Genomic DNA, 23102 nt, shown 5'->3' with positions numbered 1-23102 from the left:
CCCGCAGAAGGGGTAGCGGACAAGACCGGAACGAAGTGAGGATTTGGGAGCGAGGGGAAGGCTTTCCCCTCATAAAAGCTATCTGTGTCTCATCTGTGTGAATCTGTGGCTATTTATCCTTATTTTTACTATAATATTTTTCATGAAAGCAAATGATGAGAAGATAGTTATCCGGGGGGCGAGGGAGCATAACCTTAAGAATGTTGATGTTGAACTTCCGCGCAATAAGCTTGTTGTAATTTCGGGGCTGAGCGGAAGCGGTAAATCTTCCCTTGCTTTTGATACTCTTTTTGCGGAAGGCCAGCGCCGCTATATGGAAAGTCTTTCGGCTTATGCCCGCCAGTTTCTTGGCCGTATGGATAAGCCGGATGTTGATTTGATTGAAGGGCTTTCTCCTGCCATTTCTATTGAACAGAAATCTACAAATAAAAACCCGCGTTCTACAGTGGGAACTATTACGGAAATCTACGATTATTACCGTCTGCTTTTTAGCCGCATCGGTAAGCCTCACTGTCCTAACTGCGGGCGGGAAATCCGGGAGCAGTCCATTGACCAGATTATCGATACGATTATGACCTGGGAAGACGGCACTAAAATGCAGGTTTTGGCGCCGGTAATCCGCGGTAAAAAGGGTGAGCATACTAAGATTTTTGAAGACGCTAAAAAGTCTGGCTTTATCCGTGCCCGCGTTGACGGCGTTATGGCTGACCTTGACGAGACGATTAAACTTGATAAACAGAAAAAGCACACTATTGAAATTGTTGTTGACCGAATTGTAAAAAGCGCGGATGTTCGTACCCGTCTTACTGACAGTGTGGAAATTGCCCTTAAGAGTGCCAACGGCATTGTTGTTGTTACCCGTCGGACTGATGCCGGGGAAGAAGAGGTTTTCTTCAGCCAGAAAAATGCCTGCCCGGACTGCGGTATTTCCATTCCTGATTTGCAGCCTCGTCTTTTTTCTTTTAATAACCCATTTGGTGCCTGCCCGGAATGTACAGGTCTTGGCCAGAAAATGGAGTGGGACGAAAGTAAGATTTTACCGGACCGAAATCTGAGTTTTAATCAGAAGGCACTGCCGTTTTTTAATCCTGACAGCGAGTGGAATCATTCCATGTTTGCGGCTGTTGCTGAGGCTTCAGGCTTTACTCTGGACACTCCGATTAATCAGCTTTCTGACGCCCAGTTTAATTATCTTTGGAATGGCGATGCCGAAAAGAAAATCCGCTGGGTTTACAAAAAGCAGAGCGGGGAAGGCTATTCAGAATATAACCGCCCCTGGCCCGGAGTTTTAAATGAAATGAAGCGTCGCCACAATGAAGCCTGGGGCGAAAGTCAGCGCGCTAACATTGAAGAAAAGTTTATGACAATCAGCGAGTGTTCCTGCTGCGGCGGAAAAAGACTTCGCACCGAAGCCCTTGGTGTTACCGTTGGCGGAAAAAACATATGGGATTTGACTACACTTTCTGTAAACGAATCGATTGCTTTTTTTGATGCCCTTGAACTTACCGAAAGCGAAAAGAAAATCGGCGAGCAGGTGCTTAAGGAAATCCGAGCGCGACTCCGCTTTTTGCGTGATGTAGGACTTGAATATCTTACACTTGAACGTGCTGCCGAAACTTTGAGCGGTGGCGAGGCTCAGCGAATTCGTCTTGCAACTCAGATTGGTTCTGCCCTTTGCGGCGTTATGTACATTCTTGATGAACCTAGTATCGGTCTTCATCAGCGTGATAACCAGCGCCTTATTGATACACTTATAAACCTGCGCGATAACGGAAATACTGTAATTGTTGTTGAACACGATGAGCAGACTCTGCGTACTGCCGACTACCTTATTGATTTAGGCCCAGGGGCTGGTGTAAACGGCGGTAAAATTGTTGCAGCCGGAACTCCGGAAGAAGTGGCAAAAGTGCCTGAAAGCCTAACCGGTCAATATCTTGCGGGAACATTGACCATGCAGATTCCGGCCGAGAGAAGAAAGGGCAACGGCAAGTTCCTTCAGATTCGCGGTGTTACAGAGCATAACCTTAAAAATGTTGATGTTGATATTCCTCTTGGAGTTTTCACTTGTATTACCGGCGTAAGCGGAAGCGGAAAGTCTACCCTGATGGGCGATGTAATCTTCCCTTATGTAAGTAACCGCCTTATGCGAACAAAACTGCCGGTTGGAAAGTGCACTGAATGCCACGGAGCGGGGGCACTTGATAAGGTAATCAATATTGACCAGTCACCGATTGGACGTTCTCCTCGTTCAAACCCTGCAACCTATGTAGGCGTTTTTGATGCAATCCGCGATTTGTATGCAAGCCTGCCGGAAAGTAAGGCCCGCGGCTATCAGAAAGGCCGCTTCAGCTTTAACGTAAAGGGCGGACGATGTGAAAACTGTCAGGGTGCGGGCGAAATCGTAATTGAAATGAACTTCCTGCCTGATGTTTTCATTCAGTGTGAAGTCTGCCACGGAAAACGCTTTAATCACGAAACGCTGGAAGTTTTGTATAAGGGAAAGAGCATAAACGACGTTCTTAACATGACGATTGACGAGGCCTGCGAGTTTTTCAGCTCAATTCCTCATATTTACAGAAAGATTGCAACTTTACAGGCAGTTGGCCTTGGCTATATTCAGCTTGGACAGAATGCCCTTACACTTTCGGGCGGTGAGGCTCAGCGAGTTAAGCTTGCAAATGAACTTGCCCGCCCGGGAACAGGCAAAACCCTTTACATTCTTGATGAACCTACAACAGGTCTTCATTTTGCCGATGTAAAGCAGCTTATGAGCGTTATCCAGAGTCTTGTGGACAAGGGAAACTCTGTTTTGATGATTGAACATAATCTTGACGTAATCTGTCAGGCTGACTATCTGATTGACCTGGGACCGGAAGGCGGAACCGGTGGCGGAACAATAGTTGCTAAGGGTACGCCTGAAGAAGTGGCTCAGGTGGCTGGCTCTTACACCGGGCAGTTTGTAAAGGAAATGCTTGCGAAAAAATAAAACAGCAATCTGATAAAAAAGTGAATTTAAAAAAATGTAGTTTCGTAAAATCAATTTTCCTCACTATCGCGCTGTTTCTTTGCGGGGCGGGGGGGCTTTATGCCGACGAGCCTGAAACTACTGTAATCACAATTAACAACGCCAGTCAGACTTCCTATAAAAAATCTGAAGAGACCGGAAACGATACAATCGTTTTGAAAGGCCAGGTAAAAATCAGCGTAAAAAAGGGAAATGTCACCTCAGAAATTTCAGCAGACTTTGTAAGCTATGACCGCCAGACAGAAATGCTCTATGCCGAAGGAAATGTTTCTATTGCCACAACAGGCGCCGCTTCCGGTAACGATAAAACAACTGCAAACTCCTTCTTATTAAATACCAGTACTCTTGAAGGCGTTTTTGACGGCGGTAAGGTTGTTCAGACCCAGTCTGATGCAATCAATCTGCCATCTGGTTCTACCCTTATCGTATTTTCTGATATGTTTGGTAAGGGCGCTTCAAATGCAATCGCCTTCAAGAACTCAAGCCTTACATTCTGTGATGATGTGAATCCTCACTGGCACATTGACGCCTCCCGTACCTGGCTGCTTCCTGGCGGAGAGTTTGCCTTTTTCAACGCCCTTTTGTACGTGGGAGAGATTCCTGTTCTTTATCTTCCGGCTTTTTACTATCCGAAAGACGAACTGGTCTTCAATCCTGTGTTTGGTTACCGCCGCCGAGAAGGTTACTTTATAGAAAATACAGTTTATCTTTATGGCCGAAAGCCTCTTGATACATCTTCTTCGACAACAACATCATCTTCTTCGTCATCTAGTTCTACAACGTCCTCTGATACAAATTCTTCCGCTGCGGCAGATTCTCTTAAAGGCCTTTATAACTTTATGAAACCTTCCCAGCTTAAAAAACAGCGTCTTGAAGGTCTTGTCCTTCATAATCTGGAAGAAAATTATTCAGGCGATACTTCAAAATATTTTAAGCTGATGGTGGACTGGTATTCTACTTTGGGAACTATGGTCGGTTTTTCAGGAGTTTTTAAGCCTTCAGAAAAATATGTAACATCATTAGTCACCGATTTTGGACTTGGTTTTTCAAAAACAATTTATACAAGCGGTTCAAAGTATTATCCATATAATCCGACTACGGGAACAACTTACTCAGATAAATCTAATTTTTTGGGAAATGAACTTCCTTTCCGTTATGGCGGAAAATTCGGCCTGCAGCTTTCAAATCCTGTAAACCTTACTCTGGAAATGCCTTTGTTTTCAGATCCTTATTATCAGTATGATTTTATTACTAACCGTACTGAATACATGGACTGGATTTCATATCTTCTTGATCTTAATACAATTCAGAATTCTACAGAAACGATTACTGTAAGTGAATATTCAAACTTTGCCTGGACACTTACTTCTTCAAAGGCGATTTCTTTGCCGTCACCCTTAAAGCAGTTTTTCTCTACGATGAGTTATAACCTGACATCTTCTGTTCAGTTTACAACTCTAACTATGAAGCCTACAGAATATGATGCAACGGGCACTTTGAGTTCTGAACATCATTATATTATTGATGGAAATTCATATATCAATAAATTCTATGCCCCGTCTCAGGCAACGCCTCTTTCCCTTTCCTTTAATTTTGCAGGAACTCTTCTGGAAGTACCTTTTGGAAACGGCTTTAAGACTTCATCAAAAAAAGAGGAATTTGCAATTACCCTCAATAAAGCAGATGAATTAAAAACAGAGGATGAGCTGAAAAAAGAAAAGGAAGCTGCTGAAGCGACAGAAAATGAGGCCGAAAAAAAGCCTGAAGAAGCTGCAAAGGATGAAAAAGTTGCTTCTGCAAATGAAATTTTTGGAAACGGAAATATTGAACCAATTTTCCCTGATCTGGATTTTTCATCTTCTACGGAAAGTCTTGCAGAAGGCTTTGTCTATAAACTTGGCTATACCTTTACGCCTTCCATTCTTACTCAGATTGCCTATTCAACAGAATCTGAATACATAAAAACCGGCAGTGATTTTGACTGGACTAACATAAAATCTTCAATGTACACAATCAAGCTTCCTGTAAGTCTTTCAAATAATCTTACTTATGGAACAAGTGTTTTCTCTGCTACTAATTCTTTCTCATACAGTCCGATTTATCAGAAGCATCCATATATAAATACAAAAGGTACTTCGGGCGGCGGTTATACAGAATCCCAGGCTGATACTCTTAAAGTAACCGACTATAAGGCTGAATCTCAGGATATTTCAACTACCAACACAATCAGTCTTTTCCCGTTTGCTTATGTTCCTTTGTTCTGTGAGACCGGCTTAAAGTGGAGTTCTACTGCAAAGCTTTTCCGCCAGGAATTTATTGGCGATGCAGATACTCCTGACTACAAGTATTATACTCTTGACTGGGGTGATGAAAACTGTGTTACAGTCAATTCCCTTGATTTTATTTTCGGCCTCTGCGAAATGGACAAAAAGTTCAAGCAGACTCTTACTTTCAGTCAGGTAATGCCGCCTCTTTTGCGACAGTATACCGGAACTTTAACTTTAGTATTTCCTTATGTTACTGAAACTGTCACAACAGGTATTCAGGAAAAAAATAAAAACGCTTCTGACTGGGATGACCAGTGGGACTGGAAAGATATTCAGCAGTCTACGACAGTGTCCGGCACAGTTTTAGGTTCAACACTTTCTTTTTCAGAATCCTATAACTATAACCTTGAAGAAAAATATCATTCGAGCTTAAAACTTTCTTCAAGCTGGTACGGTTTTTCTACATCATATGTAATGTCCTATACTCAGGGCTATGATTTTGAAAATAACAAATGGGTGGAACGCAAGGAAGCAGACGGAACTACTTCAAAAAAAGAATTTCTTCCTTACAGTTATTCTTTTGCCTATACAATGCCGTCAAAAACTTATTACCGCTGGTTTAACCGAATTTCTGTGGCACCGGGCCTTACTACCAGCATAACGGCCGATTTAATTCGACCAACAAACTCATATTTTATTTTTACTCCTTCAATCACCTTTAATTTGAATAATTTCTTCTATATAAAATTTTCTTCAACAACCCAGAACTCGGTTATTTACCGTTATTTCCAGAAAATGGCAGGACATGAAGGACGTGTTCCTGGTGAAGATAATATGTGGAAGGATTTATGGAATTCATTCCGTTTTGATAATGAATCTCTTAGAAAGGCATCCGGCTTTAAGCTCAAATCTCTTAATATGGAAGTTACCCACAGTCTTCACGACTGGGATTTCAGCATGACCTGGAGTTTTGCGCCTCGTCTTCTTACAGAAAACGGAACAAGCCATTACGATTTGAATCCTTATATCACCATCGGTGTCGTATGGAAGCCAATGCAGAGTATGAAGACTCAGATTAAAGATAATTACGGAGACTGGACTTTCCAATAGTGCGATGGTCGTAATCTAAACTCCAAATTCCGAATGAAAACTACCATCGCTTAACATTTTGCGAGGCAAAATGTTGTAGGAAATTGCTTTTTAGCGTGTTTAACCTTATAATAGAAATACTTAATGAAAGATTACACGATTGTTGTTCCTGACCATAATGTACTTTCTTGTGTGTGTGGAACAAATGACAGCAACCTTAGACTCATAGAAGAACATTTGGGCGTACCTGTCTTTACAAAAGGAAACGAGCTTTCCGTAGAAGACGAAGACCCGCTGATACGCCAGAAATTCCAGTTCATTGTAGACCGCATTATTGATGAAGTTGCAGCTGGCGGAAAAAACGGCGAAGATATTGTAGTTTCTGTTTTAAATACACATAAAAAGCCTAAAGCCGAAGAAGCTGTAATTATGATTCCGGGCGGACTTAAACGGGTTTATGCCCGTACTCAGCATCAGGCTGAATACATCAATCTTCTTCAGACAAAGGATATGGTTTTCTGTACGGGCAGCGCTGGAAGCGGAAAGACTTTTCTTGCGGTGGCAGAAGCACTCAGCCTCATCTTAAGTCACAAAAAATCAAAATTGATTATTACCCGTCCGGTTGTAGAAGCGGGGGAAAACCTTGGATTTTTGCCGGGCGATCTTGAACAGAAAATCGACCCTTATATGCGGCCTTTAAAAGATGCAATGGAAAGCGTTCTTCCTGTAGAAACTGTAAAACGACTTTTTGAAGCCGGCATTATTGAAACAGCGCCGCTTGCCTATATGAGAGGTCGTACCCTTAATAATGCTGTTGTAATTCTTGATGAAGCCCAGAACGCGACAATTCCTCAGATGAAGATGTTCCTTACCCGCATGGGTGACAATTCAAAAGTTTTTGTAACAGGCGATCCTACTCAGATAGATTTACCTCATAAAACACCATCCGGACTAATGCATTCCATTCAGATTTTATATAAAATAGAAGACATAGGCTTTATGGAGCTTACAGCAGAAGATGTTGTAAGAAACTATCTTGTAAAACAGATTGTAAAGGCATACGAGAATGAAAAACAATACTAAGAAGAATAATCCCGGGGTTTTTGGATTATATTTCCAGTCCATGGGCGCTTACATTTCTAAAAATTATCTCTATTTAATCCTATTTTTTGTAGGATTGCTGATGGTTTCTGCCCTTAACTTTGTAAAAATCAGTACTGTTCAGACTATTGCTGATTTTTCACTTTCCGATTATGAAATCAATCAGATTTCTGACCGTACTATTATAGCTAAAAAAGATTTGCCGCCTGATGAACTGGATCCGGTTTCAATAGAAAAGGGCGAAAAAATCATAAAGAAGGGCTTCCCGATTACAGAAGAAGGCTATGCCAAGCTGAAAAAAATGTCGGCTTCTCCGCTCTACATTGATTACCGGGCTTTTGCAAATGCCGAGCTTTTTTTACTGCTGCTGGCGATTATGTGGTACCTGCTTTACTGCTTTGTACCTTTCAACCGGAAGATATATGTTCGTGAGCCGCTCTTACAGATGATTTTCTTCGTGCTTTTGTACGTGGTCGTCAGTTTCTGCGGCAAAATGTCAATTTTTTCAGATTCCTATTCTATTTGTATTATTATTCCGGCATCGCTTTTTGTAATGCTGGTTACAATTCTGTACGGAAACGTTGCGGCAGTTCTGCTTTCCTTTGTGCTTTCGCTTGGAGTTTTGATTTCCAGCGACTGTCAGGTTCAGACCTTTGTTTACACTCTTGCAACCTCCCTTACTTCAGCGGCAATCGTCCGTAAAATTGACCGCCGCCTTGATCTTGTTTTTGCTTCAATCACCCTTGCAATTTTCAACTGCGTTTTTATGGTGATTATCCACGTAATTTTCAATGAAACATTTACAGAACTTCCTGAACTTTTGGGCGGTGTTGCAGCCAACGGCTTCCTTTCGGGAATTTTAACGCTTGGTCTTTTGACTCCGCTTGAAATCATGCTTAATACTGCTTCGGTTTTCCGCCTTATGGAACTTTCCGACCTGAATCATCCTCTTATGAGAAAAATGCTGGTTCAGGCAAGCGGAACCTATCAGCATTCCCTGATGGTTGCCCAGCTTTCTGAAAATGCCTGCCGCGAAATCAAGGCAAACGCATTGCTTGCTCGCGTCGGCGCCTACTACCACGATATAGGAAAAATTGAGCAGTCTGAATACTTTGTTGAAAATCAGAAGGGTGAAAACAAGCACGATGATTTGAACCCGTCTCTTTCACGCTCGATTATCAAGAGTCACGTTCGTAAGGGCGTGGAAAAGGCTCATCAGCTTCATCTGCCTCAGGCTGTAATTGATATTATTGCAGAACATCACGGAAACAGCCTGATTGCCTATTTTTATAATGAAGCAAAGGAACTTGACGACACTTTGAGTCCTGAGGAATTTTCATATTCAGGAAATCCTCCTACAACCCGCGAATCAGCCGTTGTCATGCTTGCAGATACCGTAGAAGCTGCCTGCCGAACCTTGAAGAGTCCTTCTGTTCCTCGTCTGGAAGCTTTTGTAACTCAGTTAATCAACGGAAAAATTGAACACAAGCAGCTTGATAACTGTCCTTTGACCTTCCGCGATGTTAAGCGCATTAAGGAAGCCTTTGTTCAGATTCTTGCAGGCTACTATCACAGCCGAATTGAATATCCAGATCAGAATGAAGAGGGTAAGGATAAGACAGAAAAAAACGAGACTGCTGAAAAGCCCCTTTCTGCTGCAGAAAAAGCTGCAAATGCCCGTGCTGCGGCTCTTGCAAAAAAAGAAAAAGAGGGAGCTAAGGCTGCAAAAGAAGAAGCTCCTAAAACTGAAAAAACAGAAAAGGCGGAAAAGTAATGGCAAACCGCATTTTAATTTCTGTTCAGGAAGAAATAGACTCTCCTTTATGGCTTGATAATGTTGAGCCTTTTGTTGACCTTGTTATGGAAAAGTTCGGCTTTGATGGGGAAGAAATCAGTATTCTTTTTTGTAATGACGATTATATTCGGGAACTCAATAAGAATTTCCGCGGAATTGACAGCGCAACTGATGTTCTTTCCTTTGAAAACGGTGACGAATATGAAGATGAAGAGGGAGTCTGGAAATGCGCAGGCGACATTGCAATCAGCCTGGACACTCTTCCTGTAAATGCCGCCTACTTTGAACAGACTGAAAATGACGAAATAAAAAGGCTTCTGGTTCACGGCCTTCTTCATTTGAACGGCTATGACCACGAGCCTGAGCACATAGAAAAAGGCGTAGAGCCTGTCTGTGAAATGCTTGTAAAGCAGGAAAATTTGTTAAAAGAATTAAAAAATGAGAGCGTAATAAAATGAGTTTTTTTAAGAAAAAGAAAAAGTCTTCACATACAGAAGAATTGTCCGCTGCCCAAAAGGAAATTCTGAAAGAAGAAAAAGAGGATATGATTGAAGGCGTTGAGGGACTTTCAGAAACTGCCGTTAAGGAAGTTATGGTTCCCCGCATCGACGTAGACTTTATTGCGGCTGACACTCCCCGCGACGAGCTTCTTCATAAACTGATTGCTAGCGGACATTCACGTTTCCCGGTTTATCAGGATTCAATTGATAACGTAACCGGCATTCTTTATGTAAAAGACCTTCTCAAGCTTTTTCTTGAAGATTCTGAAATTGACCTTAAAAAAATTATCCGACGCGCTTATTTTGTTCCGGAAAGCAAGCGAATTGACTCCCTTCTTCGTGAATTCAAGCGCCAGCACCTTCATATTGCCGTTGTAATTGACGAGTATGGTGGAATTTCCGGCCTTGTTACAATGGAAGATATTATTGAAGAAATTGTCGGCGATATTCAGGATGAATTCGACAACGAAAAAGAGGACATCATTTCTGCCGGCGAAAATATCTGGCTTTGTGATGCCCGCGTAAATCTTGATGATTTAAATGAAGCAATCGGTTCAGACTTCCCTAAAGAAGATTTTGATTCTCTGGGCGGATTTGTCTTCGATTTGTTCGGAAAAGTTCCTGTAAAATATGAAAAAACTTCCTGGAATGGATTTGATTTTATCGTTCAGAACATGGAAGGCCACAGAATCAATGTAATAAAGGTAATTAAAAACAGTGAAAATGATGAAAACAAGGAAGAATAAGTTTACACTTTTAGTTTTAGCTTTATTTACTGCCGGCAATCTCTATGCGGCGCCTGCAGCCAGCCAGAATAGTCCTCTTGCCTTATTTGACCAGGGACTTTCCTATGAAGCCCAGGAAAACTGGTTCGATGCAGGACAGAGTTTTTTTCAGGTTGTAAACTTAAATCCTTCATATTCCGATGCCTGGTATCATCTTGCAAGCTGTTCTTACAAAATGGGGGAGTTTGAGCTTGCCCTGACTTATCTTGAAAAAGCTGAAAATCTTGAAAAGCATAACAGCAAAATTGAAAATTTAAAGGGAATGCTTTATCTGGCGCTTGGTCGCGCGGAAGAAGCAAAGGCTCTTTTTAATAAAATCCTGCAGGACTTCCCGAATGACGTAAGCGCTCATTTTGGTCTTGCAGAACTTGAACTTTATGACGGAAAATTTTCAGGCGCTGAACAGCAGTATTCAGAAGCCCTTCGCCGTGAATCCGGGAACAGAAAGGCTCTTCTTTCTATGGCCCTGATTTGCGCAGAAACCGGCCGCTACAAGCAGTCTGAAAAGTTTTTGAATCAGGCAATGCAGCTTTATTCGGGGGAAAGTGAAGTTCACTTTCTTTCAGCCCTCATTTACTTTATGAAGGGTGAAATTACTCAGGCTGAAAAGCACGTTAGAATTGCCCTTGAACTCAATAAAAACTTTGAGCCTGGCTATCAGCTTTTATCAGCAATTTTGTATTCTGAAGGCCGCTATAACGATGTAATTGATATAAGTGACTTTTTAATCAGCAGAAACCGTACAAACGGAAAAGCCTGGTATTTAAAGGGAATTGCCCAGAATAAGCTTGGCCTTTATGATGATGCCATTGATACCTGGGATGCGGGACTTTCTGTTTCGCCTCAGGATGAAATGATGAGAACTCAGCTTGAGCTTACTGCGAGAACGACTCTTCCAATGGATGACAGCCGCCGTAAGGAATGGGCTCAATATCACATTACAAATGCCCTTCAGTATGAAAGCCGCTTTGATAAGCTGGGGGCTGTTTACGAATATCAGAGGGCTCTTCTTCTTGATCCTGCCAATGTAAAAGCCCGCCTTTCATATGCTGACATTCTTGAAATGAACGGAATGCATGAGCTTTATCTTGAACAGCTGGATTTTATCCAGAATAATTCGCCGGATTCAATTAATCAGACTTTAAAAGACACAATTGAAGGCTATAAATCACTTTTGGGAACAACAATTGCCAAAAAGTGGGAAGTAGAACCTTTTTATCTTGATAAAATCCGCTGGAACATTGCAGTTTTCTATGTAGACCAGAACACAAGCTTTAATCACGCTGATACAGAACGCCTTACAGCCTTTGCGGCTGGTGATGTATTTTCCGGCGTTGCAATTACCTCTGTAAAAACTCAGGTAACGCCTGTAAGCGGCTACAGCGAAGCCTATAAAATTGCCCGGGGAAGTAATTTTGATTATTTTATTCTTGTAAACTCAAGTGAATCAGAAGAGGATATTACCCTTAAGGCTTCCATGTACACAGGAAGAACCGGAACTCCAGTTATGGAAGAAAGATGGTTCGCAACCGGAAACAACAGATTTTCTACTGTACTCCGCCGCTTCCGTAATTCAGTTCTGGAAAAACTTGTAGTCCGCGGAAAAATCCTTAAGCGTAACGGCAAGGTTGTTCTTGTTGACCTTGGAAAATCGGAAAACGTTGTAAATGATTCTGAGTTCAAGATTGTAAAGAAGGGCGGACTTAAGATTTCGGATAATGGAATCGGGCTTTCTTATAAAGATGCTGATGTTGTTGGTAGTATCAAAATCACAAAGGCCAGCGAAGAAGTTTCTGAAGCAGACATCACCCAGCACGGTTTTTACGACCGCGTAAACGTAGATGATGAAATTATTCTGGTAAGCGTGCCTGAGCAGAATAAAAAAGAAGGAATTGATACAGTTCCAAACTCGGACGAGAAGGGTAAGCCTGTCGTAAAGAATACAGAAGGTTCTTCTATTCTTGCCGAGATTAAAAAGGCTGTAGAAAAACCTGCGATTGTTGAGATTTTGAGGTCAATCTATTAATAAGTAAGCTGCACTTACAAGAAAATACGGAGCAAAGGTTCGGCTTTTGTGGAGCATTGAGCGCTGGAAATGTATAATAATTTCCTATCAGCGCTCTCGGCGGAACAAAAGCCGGTTCTTTGCGGAAGTATTTTCTTTAAACTGGGCTTATAATTGATCAAGCGAATTGTCTATCCACTGCTTGCACAAGGCTGGGTAGATGTTTTCAATTCTTACAAAAGTTCTGATGGCGCTGGGGTACTGTGCCAGCATATAATGCGATTCACCAAGGTAGAAGTAGGCGCGGTTTCTTGTGTCCTGGCTGATATTTGTTCCAACCAGTTTTTCAAGCTGGTCAATCGCTTCTTTGTATTTTTTCTGAATAAAAGTCGTTTTCAAAACTTCAAAAAGAAGAAAATCATCGCCACCGTCCGGCGAAATCAAATCCTCTTCAAAAATATGAATGCTGAGGCGGGGAACTTCCCGTTTTTCATTTATTCCCAAAGGTTTTACGCTGGCAGCGACTTCCTGTGAAACCTTATATTCTTTTTCAAGCCCGTCAATATAATCAAGATATGGCAGGGGAATTTCCCTCATTGAGCCTTCCGGATAAATCTTTTCAGCTTTTTCTTCTTTTTTTGGCAGTGGATTTTTTGCGACAGTCTGAACATGACAGCCTGTTACTGTTGAGTTAATAGACATAAGAATAATGTCATAAGGCTCGTCTGTAACTGCAATTACTGCGTAAAAGTAATCCTTGTAATCTTTGACTGTATCCGTGTAGCTTGTAAGAATTGGAACAAGCTTTGCAATCGGTTCAAGTTTTGCAAGCTGGGCATATGAAGAAATCGGAGAAAGGTCACGGTAAACCAAAAGCTGTGTAATCTCTTTTTCAGGATTTTGCGGCAGATTCCATAAAAGATTTATGCGGTTTGAGTTACCCGCAAGAGCCTGAATATCCTGAACAATAGGGCGCTCGGCAAAGATGGAATTTGCAAAAAATGCTGAAATTAATGCAAAAATAAAAAAAGATTTCTTCATATATTAATAATCGGCATTTGATTGATGATTCTTGAAAAAAAGGTTATTGTATAGGCTATGTTAGAAGAAGTAAAAATACAGATTGAAGAACTGAAAGAAGAAATCAACACTGTTTGGGGGCGTCTTTGACTCGGACGCAATCGATAAATCAATAAAGGAAAAAGAAAAACTAACAGAAGCTGCCGGCTTTTGGGATGATCCTAAGGCTGCAGAAAAAGTAATGTCTCAAATCAGAAAGCTTAAGAATCGCGTAGAACCATGGCGCAAGCTTAAGGCTGATTTTGATGACCTGGAAGCAATGTATGAACTTGCCGTAGAAAGCGGAGATGCTGCCGACGAAGACGAAGTTAATACAATGTATGCTTCCTGCAAAGAGACTTTTGAAAAATTAAATATTCTCAACCTGCTTTCGGGCGAGGTTGACCAGAACGACGCATATCTTACCGTTCATGCGGGAGCGGGCGGAACAGAAGCCTGCGACTGGGCCTTTATGCTTAGCCGAATGTACCTTCGCTGGGCAGAACGCCACGGCTATAAAACAGAAGTTGTTGACCAGCTGGAAGCAGAAGGCGGAATTAAATCTATTACAATTCAGATTTCCGGCGATTATGTTTACGGTTATCTTAAGGGCGAAGGCGGAATTCACCGTCTTGTACGTATTTCTCCTTTTGACGCAAACGCCCGCCGTCACACAAGTTTTGCCTCTGTTTATGTTTACCCGGTTCTTGACGACACAATTGAAGTTGAAGTGCGTCCTGAAGACCTTCGCGTAGATACTTACCGCGCGGGCGGAAAGGGCGGTCAGCACGTAAACAAAACAGACTCTGCTGTCCGCTTTACTCATATTCCTACTGGAATTGTTGTTGCCTGCCAGACAGAACGCAGCCAGATTTTTAACCGTCAGGCCTGTATGAGCATGCTTAAGGCACGTCTTTATGAATACTACCGCGAGCAGAAGGAAAAGGAAAACTCAAAATTTGCCGCAGAAAAAAAGGATATTTCTTTTGGAAGCCAGATCCGCTCATACGTATTCCAGCCTTACACAATGGTAAAAGACCACCGCACTAAGTTTTCTTCGGGAAACATTCAGAGTGTAATGGACGGTGAAATAGACGAATTTATGAACGCATACCTTGTTGCAAAATGGAAGGGACTTCCAATGGACGGCGGGGATGATGACGAAGAAGTTTAGGAATCTCCTGACTTTTATAATTTTTGCCTTACTCATAAGCGCCGCAAATCCGCTTTATGCAGCTGATACTTCAAAGTGGGTTGTGGGCGCTGAACGTTTTAAATACATTTCTGCAGCGTCGGAAGATCCCGCAGTTTCAAAGGGAATTGCAGAAATGTTTCCTAACCGAATTCTTGAAAAATTAAATGAAGACCTTGTTCATATTGTTTACCCGGATGAAAAACTTGACCAGACCTTGTATGATTTAAGAAAAACACGACTTTCACTTTTTCTGCAGCTCTCCGCCGAATATAAAAAACGCGATTCTTTACTGCTGCAAAATTATTCAAAGCGCAAGCTTGCTTCAAAAATCAAGGAAGAAGAAAAGGCCATAAAAAGCATTAAGACTAAAATTGCAGATAACTTAAAAGAAGTTGATCAGGCAATGCAAAAATCAATCCGTGAAGAAAAACTTGTTCAGCGCGGTCTTTTTAATCATGATGAAAAAACAAGTGAAAAAGAAAACTTAAAGACCATGTTTCACAATATGTTTAATCGTGACGCCGAGTTTGTCGATTCTCTGGACATTAATTTGTATAAGGATGATACGACCGCCCTTTTTGAAGCCAGTGAGACAGCTCAAAAATACGGTTACACAAGCTATGATTATGAAAAAGAAGCCGTAAATGCAGGAATCCGTTCTTTGATTACCGGTACTGTTACAAATTACGGGGAATATTATTTTGTTACTGTAGAAATATATGAATATCCGGGCGGAAAATTAAATCACACGGTTTCTGAAGTCGGCCTCATCGAAAATGCTGATATGATAAGCGCTTCGCTTGCCCATCAGATTGTAATTACCCTTTCTAACGGTATGCCTGTTGATGTTGAAATCTGCGTGGAGCCAGAAGAGGTAAAGGAAAAAGTCCGCGTTTATTTTGATGATGATTTGCAGCCGCCAAAAATGACGACAATAAGAACTCAGTCAGGCGTACATGCCGTTCGTTTTGTCTGTGACGGCTATCTTGAAATGGGAACTTCCTATTTTTTTGAGGGCAACAAAAAATATAAGATTGACGTTACAATGCAGCCTGAAAAAGAAATTTTCATAGATGCCGTAAACTTATCTCCTTTTCCGGGACGTTTTTATGCGGCAGGTGCGCTTGCAGAACCATTTGCGCCTCTTCCTGAAGAAGAAAACGTCTTTCCGCAGGCAAAAATCCGCATAAATGACACTCAGATTCTGGGTCAGTTTATAAGCGATGACGGTTTTTCCACCAGCTTTTATGTTCCTGTAAATCTTTTGAGCAATGAAAATACGGTTTCCGTAAAAGGCCTTCGCTACGATGTAAATGATTATATTGATAAGCGCCGCCGCATCATGTACGGAACTTATACTCTTTTGATGCTTTCTATGGTGCCTTATTTTTACACTTACGGAAATTATGTTAATTCTGCAAATCAGTTTAATTCTGGTGTCGGAACTTATGATGACGCCCTCAAATGGCAGACAAGAAACCAGATTTGCGGCGGAATTGCCATAGGCTGCGGAGCCCTTTTTGTCTATGAACTTGTCCGCTATTTTATGGCAGTAAATTCTGTTCTTCCTCAGAAGGCAAAACCGATTTCTCCACAAAAACTTGAAAAAAAGAAGCAGAAAGAACTTAAAAAACTTGAGAAAATGCGTAAAACTGAAGAAGTTATAGAAACTGAATCAGAGCAAAATGCAGACGATATAGAAACTGAAGAAAAAGTTGAAGATGAGGAAGTAAAATGAAAAAATCATTCGGCGAAAAATTAAAAAATCTTTTTTCAAAAAAAATAGACGAAGAATTTTTTGAAGAACTTACAGACAGCCTTGTTGAAGGCGATATAGGCGCAAAAACAGCCTTTGAAATTACTGATGAACTTGAACAGATTTGCCGCCAGAAAAAGATAAGTGAACAGAAGGATATTGTTGCTGAACTTAAGCAGCTTTTATTACAGAACATCCGGGAAATCAGCCTGGAGCCGGATATGTCAAAGCAGAATGTATGGATGGTGCTTGGCGTAAACGGTGTCGGAAAAACAACAAGCGTTGCAAAGCTTGCAAATTATTTTAAAAACCGTGGAGTAGAAAACCTTGTCCTTGCCAGCGCCGACACCTTCCGAGCCGCTGCAATCGAACAGCTTGATACTCATGGTTCAAAAATCGGGGTGAGGGTTGTGAGCCACCAGCACGGAAGCGACCCTAGCGCCGTTGTTTTTGATGCCGCAGAAGCCGTAAAGTCTAAGGGACCTGGCCTTGTAATTGCTGATACTGCAGGCCGCCTTCACAATAAGGAAAATCTTGTTCGCGAGCTTCAGAAAATCGACCGAACATGTTCCCTTAAAGCTGATGACGGCTGCTATAAAAAAATCATCGTAATTGATTCTACAACCGGTCAGAATGCCCTGCGCCAGGCAGAAGTTTTTAATGAAGCGGTAAAGGTTGATGCAATCATCATGACAAAGTGCGATTCAACAGCTAAAGGCGGTGTTGCTGTAAGTATTGGCCGTGAACTTGGAATTCCTGTTGCTTTTGTATGTACAGGTGAAAAATACGGCGATATTGCGCCATTTAATGCGGAGAAATACATTGACGAGTTCCTGGGAATCCTGTAAAAGATTTTTTTCTGCATTTTTTATTTTTTCTCTTCTTTTGGTTTCCGGATTTTCTGAAGATCAGGAAGCTGATGCTCTTTCAGACATTGATATTTCTGAGCTTCAGGTTCCTGAAATAGAAGTTCCGGAATATCTTTCAAAAGATTTTAAGGAAAAAACTTCTCTTTTAAGCTTCAGCGAATTTGAAAATGAAGTCATTCAGCCTGACCTGGTGGATGGCAGCCGGGTAATGGTTTATTCGATCGGCAATAAAACTTCCAGATGGTTTTTTGATGACGAATACAGACTTTCAAAAATTGAACACTGGGAAATTGCAGGCTTTAGTGATTCAAAAATCGTAAAGCAGGAGTTTTTTAAGTATCACGGAAGGGAAAAACGCATTTACAATAAAATCATTGAAAGCGCAGATAAAGGAGAAAGTTTTTTCTATCTTCCTGATAATCTTGTAGAAAAGTCTGAAAAATACAAAAAGGTAAATGACAGGCCTTATATTACTGAAATCTGCAGATATAAATACGACAGCCAGAAACGCATTAGTGAAATTAGTACGCGAACTTTTTCCTATAACAGTGAAGAAGATACAAAGCGCCGAGGCGTATTTGTAAAAACATATAAATATAAATATAATCCCCTCAACGCTGACGGGGAAGAAATTCCTCCTGATGTAAGTTATTATGAAAATGACGTATTGAAATCTGTGGAAAAATATTCACAGGTTCTGGGATCCTTTACCCAGCAGTATTTTTTTAACGGAGGAATCAGCGTAAAAACCTGGTTTGTAGATTATAACCGGGTTAAAGAGGTGATTTACCAGGAAGACCGGGTTTTGAGGGTGCACAAGTTTGATGATGAAGAAAAACTGGATTTCTAAATTTTCGCTAATTTTTTCTATTTCACGCCGTTTTGCTTCGGCAGACAGGACAAGCCGGGCTTCGGTTACTTCCCGGCTCAGCCTGCTTGGTATCTGCTTTGGAGTTATGACTCTTATTGTAGTTACAAGCGTTATGAACGGCTTTCAGATGAGTTTTATTGACGCAATTCTGGAAACTCAGTCTTATCATATTCAGGTGGAAGAAGGCTCGGGGGAACTTTCAGGGGCAGACGGCGCTGAACTTGAACAAAAACTTAGCCAGCATTGTAAGGATTCAAAACTCCTGCGTGCTCTTACTCCTTTTTATCAGGCGCAGACTTTAATGTGCTCGGTGCCTAATCCCCCGGATTTTGCCGGAGGCAAAATTTCATCATCTTCTTCTGCTATATTTGAAAGTCCTGCTGTAATCCGGGGAATCCCGGCTGAGTCTTACTACGAGGATGAAGGCTTCAGAAAAGAAATCATTCTTTTACAGGGAAGCTTTGATTTGTCGGGCAGGGGCGGAATCATTTTGGGAAATACCCTGGCACACAATCTGAAAGTCCGCGTGGGAGACCAGGTAAATCTTTTTGTTTTAAGCGGCTCAAGCGATGTGGAGCTTTTTTCGGGGCAGAGGCTTTTGACCGTAAAGGGAATTTTTGCAACCGGCTATCAGGAAATAAATGCCAGCATGTGTTTTATAAATCTTGAGGATGCGGCCCTGTATTTTGGAAAGGATGCGAAAAAGACCTGGGGAATTAAGGTTTACAATACGGCTCAGGTAGAAAGGGAACTTCGGGCTCTGACTAAGCTTTTAGAGGGATACGGAGCTAAAATCAGCTCGTGGAAGGAATACAATAAGAGTTTTTACGGGGCGCTTCGCATAGAAAAAAACATGCTTTTGCTGGTTGTCTGCCTTATTTTTGTTGTAGTGGCAATAAATATTTATAACGCGATGAGGCGGCTTGTTTTTGAACGGCAGAGGGAGATTGCAATTCTTTCTGCCCTGGGAGCGCGGACTAAGGAAATTCAGGCGATTTTTATTACCCGAGGTTTTTATACAGGACTTCTGGGCTCGGCGGCGGGACTCCTTCTTGGAATTATCATAAGCCTTAATACAAATGCGGTATTTAACGGGGCTTCAAAAATCGTTTACTTTTTTCAGTATCTTTTTACAGCGGTTTTCAGTCGTGAAAATCTTATGTATATCAAAGAAAATTCGACTTACAGCATTTATGCAAATATTCCGGCCCGTATTTTTAAGTCTGAGGTTATTATGATTTTTATTTTTGGAATAATTTCACCGCTTGCGGCCTGTTTTTTTGCAAGTAAAAACGTATTAAAATCAACTCTGGCAGAGGTGCTTCATAATGAGTAGTATACTTTCCATCAAAAATCTTGAAAAAACTTTTGTTTCAACAGGCGAAAAGCTTACTGTTCTTTCTGATCTTAATCTTGAAGTTGAAGAAGGAAAAAAAATCGTAATTCTTGGCGAAAGCGGAAGCGGAAAATCAACTCTTTTGAATATAATCGGGGGAATTGATTCTATTACCGCTGGCTCTGTAATTGCCGGAACTGAAAAGAGCGGAAAGTGGAAGGTTTCTGAACTTCGTGAAAAAGAACTCTGTGAATACCGCTCGCGTTTTTTAGGCCTTGTTTTTCAGTTTCACTATCTTTTAAAGGATTTTACGGCGCTGGAAAATGTATGTATGCCGGCTTTAATTGCGGGAGTTCCTGAAAAAATCGCGCGTGAAAAGGCTGAGCAGCTTTTGCAGGATACCGGAGTTTACGAAAGAAAAAATCATCTTCCTTCAGAGCTTAGCGGCGGAGAACGTCAGAGAGTGGCTGTTGCCCGTGCCCTTATAAATGACCCTTCCTTAATTCTTGCAGATGAGCCTACGGGAAATCTTGATCCTGCAAATGCGGGTGTGATAAGCGGACTTCTGTTCAATATGGTGGAAAAATACAATAAAACGCTTCTTCTGGTAACTCACGATATGAAAATTGCAGAAAATGGCGATGAGATTTACAGAATCCTTGGCGGAAAACTTGCAAAGGAAAACGGAGGAAAATAAGTGACTTTAAAGGCCTCCCTGTATTTTGCAAAAAGCTTAATTTTCCCAAAAACTGAAAAAAAATCTTCGGCGCGTAAAAGTATTTACGGGGCTATTATATGCATCGGACTTAGCGTAATTCCTCTTGTGGCAGTCCTTTCCATTACAAACGGAATGATTGACGGAATGACAGAGCGTATAATAGGGCTTTCTTCCAGTCATCTGGAAATGAGGGTGGCAAAGGGAATTGAAGAGACTAAATCTGCGGAAAAATTTACTGCCTATGCGGCCCGCTTTGAAAAGGTTAGCGGCGTGACTGCGGTTTACCCTGAAGTAACTCTGTCGGCGCTGGCGGTTGGAAAGAATGTCAGAACAGGGGCTTATATCCGCGGGGTTCAGAGTGATATTTTTTCCCGCAATGAAAGCTTTAAAACACTTTTTGAAGTTCTTGAAGGCGATACCTCATCTATTTCCGGGGCGATTATAGGACAGAAGATGGCTGAAAGGCTTAAAGTTCACGCAGGAGACAGTTTCAGGATTATCACGACAAGAAAGTCGGGGGAGAATGTCCTTCCAAAACTTTCTACATTCAAAGTTGGGGCAATTGTAACTTCCGGCTATCAGGAACTGGATGAACTTTGGATTTTTATTCCCATTGAGACTTTTTTTCGTTCCTTTACTATGACTAATGCTGACTTTAATATCCTTATAGAAACAGAAGATGCTTTCAGTCCTCGCCTTATGGCAATCCAGAGGGCAGTGAAAAAAGAGGCCGGCCAATATGCCAATGTTTACCGCTGGTCGCAGGTAAACTCTGCCCGTTTTGAAAACTTTTCTTCTACCAAGGTTATGCTTGTTTTTATAATGATGATGATTGTGCTTGTGGCAAGTATAAATATTTCCTCTGCAATAGTAATGCTTGTTATGGAACGCCGCCGCGAAATAGCCATCCTTAAAAGCATGGGCGCCACGCCGCGCGGAATCACCCTTTCTTTTTTGCTTACGGGCCTCTTCTGCGGCTTTTCCGGCCTTTGCATAGGCCTTCCAGCAGGCCTTTTAATTTCTCTTTTTGCAAATCAGCTTATCCGCGGCCTTGAATGCATGGTAAATCTTTTTACCGAAGTACGTCTCATGGATCCTGCTTACTATCTTCAAACAATTCCTGTGGATATTCCGCTTTTGCAGATTGTCCTTGTATGCGCCGGAACCCTGCTGCTTTCTGTTCTGGTAAGCGTTCTGCCTTCTGTAAGGGCCGGTAAAGAAAAACCTCTGGAGGCGCTGAAATGACAAAAAAAATCTGTCCGGTCTGCGGAATGACTTACGAAAGTATTTCAGAGTCTCAGAAGATCGGCTGCTCTGAATGCTATTATACTTTTGCCCAGGAGTTCAAAAAGACCCTGAAAAAATACGGAATTACAAAGCCTTATCAGGGAAGCTTTCCAAAAAAACTTAAAGGCTATAAGTCGACCCTCACAAGCCGGGTTGAAATGCAGTTTAAGCTTGAAGCTGCAATTGAAGCCGAAGAATACGAAAAGGCCGCTTTTTACCGGGATTATCTTAAGGTTTTGAATAAGGAAGCTTCTTTTTCTGAAGAAGAGTCAGGTGAAAAAATCACTTTTGACACTGATTCAGATTCTGATATTGATTTAGAAGCAAAAAATAAAGAGGGAAAGGGGGACAAAAATGGCGAAGAATAAAATACCTCTTCCCTGGTTTTCTGTCAGCGGACAGAATGATGATGTAGTGCTTTCTACAAAAATCCGTCTCAGCCGCAATCTTGCAGATTTTCCTTTTCCTGTGAAAATGAGTACAGACGACATGGAGAGGGTAAATTCCCTTGTTTACGATGCCATTCAGGGGGAAAATTCCTTTCATTTTATTGATTACAAAAATATTTTTTCCCAGGGCCGCCAGGTTCTCATAGACAAAAATATCATTACTGATGATAAGAATTTTGACTGTACTGCGGTAATTTTAAATGACAATGATTCGGAAAATATTATTGTAAATCATATAGATCATGTCCGCATTTCAGCTTTTTCCTGCGGCTTTGAAACCGAAAAGGTGATGGCTCAGGTTTACAGAATTGACGAGCTTTTGCAAAAAAGGCTGCAGTTTGCCGCAAGCCATGATTTTGGTTATTTGACTTCTCAGATAAAGGACTGCGGAACAGGACTAAAAATCTCCTACCGTATTTTTATTCCCTCAATTGTGCTTTCGGGGCAGTTTGATGCAATACTTGGGCTGGTACAGGAAAAGAAGTTCTGCATTCAGCCTGTTTTTCAGGTTTCGGATTCTGCAAACTTTTCCAATTTTATTTTTGATTTGTTCCCCGGAAACTCGGCAGACGGCACTGAGCTGGACCAGGCAGCAAACATCAGTTCGCTTGCAGAAATTATTTTAAAAACAGAACGCAAGATTCGGCGTACTTTTGCCGATAATAATCCTACAATACTCTTAAATTTTGTAAAAAGGGCTTACGCTAAGGCAATGTATTCGCTTCTGCTTACTTACGATGAAGCGGCGGATATTATCAGCGTAATGAAGTTCGGTTTACAGACTGGCAGAGTAACTGGGATTACCGGGCAGGAGCTGAATGCCTTGTATTACAGGGCAAAGCACGGTCATATTCTTTATGTGAATGACAACTACGCTTTTTCTTACGAGGAAGACCTTAAAAACGACCTGAGCGCCCAGTTGCAGCGCCTGAGAGCGATTGTAATTCAACAGGCTTTTGAAAAAATTGCAGTAAACTAATCCTTTACTCATAAAA

The 23102-nt window shown here is 41.5% G+C and carries 17 protein-coding genes; 16 read left to right on the top strand and 1 reads right to left on the bottom strand.

The genetic code is table 11. From position 1 onward, the window contains the following. Positions 1 to 142 precede the first annotated feature (142 nt). The 7 genes from uvrA (at position 143) to T530_RS0103185 (ending at position 12588) form a co-directional block, all read left to right on the top strand. A complete protein-coding gene (gene uvrA / locus T530_RS0103215; protein ID WP_027727785.1) occupies positions 143 to 2986 on the top strand; it encodes an excinuclease ABC subunit UvrA in 2844 nt (947 codons plus the stop codon). A 20-nt stretch (positions 2987 to 3006) separates the two neighbouring features. Continuing rightward, positions 3007 to 6402: an LPS-assembly protein LptD gene (locus T530_RS0103210; protein WP_027727784.1), complete on the top strand. Its 3396-nt coding sequence runs from the start codon at positions 3007 to 3009 to the stop codon at positions 6400 to 6402. 123 nt (positions 6403 to 6525) lie between these two features. Next, entirely contained in the window at positions 6526 to 7464 is a 939-nt protein-coding gene (locus tag T530_RS0103205; RefSeq protein ID WP_027727783.1) for a PhoH family protein, read from the top strand. Beyond that, positions 7448 to 9256, top strand: coding sequence for an HD family phosphohydrolase (locus tag T530_RS0103200; protein WP_027727782.1), 1809 nt, complete (start codon positions 7448 to 7450; stop codon positions 9254 to 9256). The genes T530_RS0103205 and T530_RS0103200 overlap by 17 nt, the downstream gene beginning before the upstream one ends. After that, the gene (gene ybeY, locus T530_RS0103195) at positions 9256 to 9735 is read left to right on the top strand and encodes an rRNA maturation RNase YbeY (protein ID WP_027727781.1); all 480 of its coding nucleotides are present in this window, start codon (positions 9256 to 9258) and stop codon (positions 9733 to 9735) included. Before T530_RS0103200 ends, ybeY begins: the two co-directional genes overlap by 1 nt. Further along, complete coding sequence (locus T530_RS0103190) at positions 9732 to 10523, top strand: hemolysin family protein (RefSeq protein WP_027727780.1); 792 nt, start codon at positions 9732 to 9734, stop codon at positions 10521 to 10523. Before ybeY ends, T530_RS0103190 begins: the two co-directional genes overlap by 4 nt. Beyond that, positions 10501 to 12588, top strand: coding sequence for a lipopolysaccharide assembly protein LapB (locus T530_RS0103185; protein WP_081773652.1), 2088 nt, complete (start codon positions 10501 to 10503; stop codon positions 12586 to 12588). Before T530_RS0103190 ends, T530_RS0103185 begins: the two co-directional genes overlap by 23 nt. Positions 12589 to 12735: 147 nt before the next feature. Here the strand turns inward: T530_RS0103185 and T530_RS0103180 are convergent, their stop codons facing one another. Further along, positions 12736 to 13608, bottom strand: coding sequence for a tol-pal system YbgF family protein (locus T530_RS0103180; RefSeq protein WP_027727778.1), 873 nt, complete (start codon positions 13606 to 13608; stop codon positions 12736 to 12738). A gap of 57 nt (positions 13609 to 13665) precedes the next feature. Between T530_RS0103180 and prfB the strand changes: the two genes are divergently transcribed. The 9 genes from prfB (at position 13666) to T530_RS0103135 (ending at position 23086) form a co-directional block, all read left to right on the top strand. Further along, positions 13666 to 14800, top strand: a protein-coding gene (gene prfB, locus T530_RS0103175; RefSeq protein WP_156011511.1) for a peptide chain release factor 2 whose coding sequence is annotated in 2 segments (ribosomal slippage) — positions 13666 to 13734 and positions 13736 to 14800 — 1134 coding nt in all. Because the reading frame shifts where the segments join, the coding sequence is not laid out codon by codon here. Further along, on the top strand, positions 14784 to 16559 hold the full coding sequence (locus T530_RS0103170) for a hypothetical protein (RefSeq protein ID WP_027727776.1): 1776 nt from the start codon (positions 14784 to 14786) through the stop codon (positions 16557 to 16559). Before prfB ends, T530_RS0103170 begins: the two co-directional genes overlap by 17 nt. After that, positions 16556 to 17425: a signal recognition particle-docking protein FtsY gene (ftsY, locus tag T530_RS0103165; protein ID WP_027727775.1), complete on the top strand. Its 870-nt coding sequence runs from the start codon at positions 16556 to 16558 to the stop codon at positions 17423 to 17425. The genes T530_RS0103170 and ftsY overlap by 4 nt, the downstream gene beginning before the upstream one ends. After that, positions 17400 to 18296, top strand: coding sequence for a hypothetical protein (locus T530_RS0103160; RefSeq protein ID WP_027727774.1), 897 nt, complete (start codon positions 17400 to 17402; stop codon positions 18294 to 18296). The genes ftsY and T530_RS0103160 overlap by 26 nt, the downstream gene beginning before the upstream one ends. Then, on the top strand, positions 18271 to 19653 hold the full coding sequence (locus T530_RS0103155) for an ABC transporter permease (protein ID WP_051537787.1): 1383 nt from the start codon (positions 18271 to 18273) through the stop codon (positions 19651 to 19653). Before T530_RS0103160 ends, T530_RS0103155 begins: the two co-directional genes overlap by 26 nt. Beyond that, the gene (locus T530_RS0103150) at positions 19643 to 20350 is read left to right on the top strand and encodes an ABC transporter ATP-binding protein (protein ID WP_197018233.1); all 708 of its coding nucleotides are present in this window, start codon (positions 19643 to 19645) and stop codon (positions 20348 to 20350) included. Before T530_RS0103155 ends, T530_RS0103150 begins: the two co-directional genes overlap by 11 nt. After that, entirely contained in the window at positions 20351 to 21616 is a 1266-nt protein-coding gene (locus tag T530_RS0103145; protein ID WP_027727771.1) for an FtsX-like permease family protein, read from the top strand. Beyond that, positions 21613 to 22026, top strand: a complete 414-nt coding sequence (locus T530_RS13380; protein ID WP_051537785.1) for a UvrB/UvrC motif-containing protein — start codon at positions 21613 to 21615, stop codon at positions 22024 to 22026. Before T530_RS0103145 ends, T530_RS13380 begins: the two co-directional genes overlap by 4 nt. After that, positions 22013 to 23086 carry a hypothetical protein gene (locus T530_RS0103135; RefSeq protein WP_027727770.1) on the top strand — a complete coding sequence of 358 codons (1074 nt, stop codon included), beginning with the start codon at positions 22013 to 22015 and terminating at the stop codon, positions 23084 to 23086. Before T530_RS13380 ends, T530_RS0103135 begins: the two co-directional genes overlap by 14 nt. Positions 23087 to 23102 lie beyond the last annotated feature (16 nt).

Origin of the sequence: Treponema sp. C6A8 (assembly GCF_000619925.1) — a bacterium.
Taxonomy (GTDB): domain Bacteria; phylum Spirochaetota; class Spirochaetia; order Treponematales; family Treponemataceae; genus Treponema_D.
The sequence above is the reverse complement of the archived record's forward strand: the minus strand, read 5'-3'. Positions and strand labels throughout refer to the sequence as shown.

Coding starts and splice junctions, on each gene's coding strand:
- uvrA (WP_027727785.1), top strand. CDS start 143: ATGAAAGCAAATGATGAGAAGATAGTTATCCGGGGGGCGAGGGAGCAT.
- T530_RS0103205 (WP_027727783.1), top strand. CDS start 6,526: ATGAAAGATTACACGATTGTTGTTCCTGACCATAATGTACTTTCTTGT.
- T530_RS0103200 (WP_027727782.1), top strand. CDS start 7,448: ATGAAAAACAATACTAAGAAGAATAATCCCGGGGTTTTTGGATTATAT.
- ybeY (WP_027727781.1), top strand. CDS start 9,256: ATGGCAAACCGCATTTTAATTTCTGTTCAGGAAGAAATAGACTCTCCT.
- T530_RS0103190 (WP_027727780.1), top strand. CDS start 9,732: ATGAGTTTTTTTAAGAAAAAGAAAAAGTCTTCACATACAGAAGAATTG.
- T530_RS0103185 (WP_081773652.1), top strand. CDS start 10,501: ATGATGAAAACAAGGAAGAATAAGTTTACACTTTTAGTTTTAGCTTTA.
- T530_RS0103180 (WP_027727778.1), bottom strand. CDS start 13,608: ATGAAGAAATCTTTTTTTATTTTTGCATTAATTTCAGCATTTTTTGCA.
- T530_RS0103170 (WP_027727776.1), top strand. CDS start 14,784: ATGACGAAGAAGTTTAGGAATCTCCTGACTTTTATAATTTTTGCCTTA.
- ftsY (WP_027727775.1), top strand. CDS start 16,556: ATGAAAAAATCATTCGGCGAAAAATTAAAAAATCTTTTTTCAAAAAAA.
- T530_RS0103155 (WP_051537787.1), top strand. CDS start 18,271: ATGATGAAGAAAAACTGGATTTCTAAATTTTCGCTAATTTTTTCTATT.
- T530_RS13380 (WP_051537785.1), top strand. CDS start 21,613: ATGACAAAAAAAATCTGTCCGGTCTGCGGAATGACTTACGAAAGTATT.
- T530_RS0103135 (WP_027727770.1), top strand. CDS start 22,013: ATGGCGAAGAATAAAATACCTCTTCCCTGGTTTTCTGTCAGCGGACAG.